The sequence below is a fragment of the Pseudomonas sp. PSB11 genome, assembly GCF_014596605.1.
GTDB lineage: Bacteria > Pseudomonadota > Gammaproteobacteria > Pseudomonadales > Pseudomonadaceae > Aquipseudomonas > Aquipseudomonas umsongensis.
The window spans coordinates 1-1,400 of sequence record NZ_NOIO01000067.1; the positions used below are offsets into that span (position 1 = coordinate 1).

The window sequence follows — 1,400 nt, forward strand, 5'->3', positions numbered from 1 at the left end:
TGGACTGACCCCGAAATGTTGGACGATCGTAAATCTATACCTGAACAGATCGAGCCCTGTATTCAACAGGGCTCAGTCCGTTTAGCTTCAGTTTGATGCGTTGGTGATTGTAATAGTGGATGTAGTCCACCAGACCGGCCTGAAGCTCGTCCAGATTACTGAATTTGTTCAGGTAAAAGAATTCGGATTTCAGCGTGCCAAAGAAGCTTTCCATCGCCGCATTGTCGTAGCAGTTACCTTTGCGCGACATGCTAGGCGTGACCGAGCGTTCTTTGAGAAGCCGACCATAGATTGGCATCCGATACTGCCACCCTTGGTCGGAGTGCAAAATTGGCTTTTCATGCGGCTGTAGCCGTTCAAATGCCTCTTTCAGCATCGCCCCGACCATGCTGAATAGCGGTCGCCTGGCTATGTCGTAGGAAATGATTTCACCGTTGTACAGATCCAGGATGGGTGAGAGATAAAGTTTTTGCCCTCCAACCTTGAACTCCGTGACATCGGTTACCCACTTCTGATTCGGCTGTTGAGCTTCGAAATCGCGCTTCAGCAGATTGGGAGCGGCTTGGCCTACTTCACCTTTGTAAGCACGATATTTCTTAACACGCACACGGCTCTTGAGCTGAAGCTCAGCCATAAGGCGTTGAACCGTCTTGTGGTTGATCCGATGACCAGCACCTCGAACTGCCAAAGCGATGCGGCGGTAGCCATATCGTCCTTGGTGCTCGTCGAAAGTCGTGCAGATCATGGCTTTCAGATCCGCGTACTTGTCGGCCGCCTGGAGCGCCTTTTGCTGATAGTAAAACGTGCTGCGGGCCAACCCAGCCGCTTTTAGCAAGCCTTCGAGGGGATACTGCTGCCTTAGCTCAATTACGATTTGCGCTTTTTCTGCTGCGCTGCTCGTTTTTTCTGAACCAAGGCATCGAGCTTTTTTAGATAGTCATTTTCCAACCGAAGCTGATTCAGCTCCGCGATCAATTCATCCCGAGTACGGGACTCATCGTCAGGTGACTGGGGTTGAGCAGGTGAGGTCGGTTTCGGCATGTTTTTCTGAGATCCAGGTGCGTTGGGTTGCCGAGACAAGGCATTTTTACCGCCCTCATCATAGCGACGCTCCCAGTCACCGATGATGTTGAATTTGCGGATATCAAACAATGCAGCCACTTGGCGGTAGGAAAGTTGCTCTTCGCGCATACGTTTCAAGACGGATAACCTGAACTCAGCGCTGTAGTGCTGCACCTTTTTTGCCTCTAAAGCGGCCGCACCATGCACCTGATAGGCCGCGATCCACTGGCGCAACGAAGAAAAATCAACATCGTGCCGATCCGCAACATCTCTAAGACCCGCATTACCGGAACAGTAATCCTGCACCGCCAACAGCTTCACTTGAACTGTGTACTTCC

The 1,400-nt window shown here is 51.3% G+C and carries 1 protein-coding gene; it reads right to left on the reverse strand.

The window, feature by feature from the left end; genetic code table 11:
- Window positions 1-34 precede the first annotated feature (34 nt).
- Window positions 35-1,400, reverse strand: a protein-coding gene (locus tag CGA21_RS29680; RefSeq protein WP_223194314.1) for an IS3 family transposase whose coding sequence is annotated in 2 segments (ribosomal slippage) — window positions 35-933 and window positions 933-1,400 — 1,367 coding nt annotated over the 2 segments. Because the reading frame shifts where the segments join, the coding sequence is not laid out codon by codon here. This gene is flagged as partial in the annotation.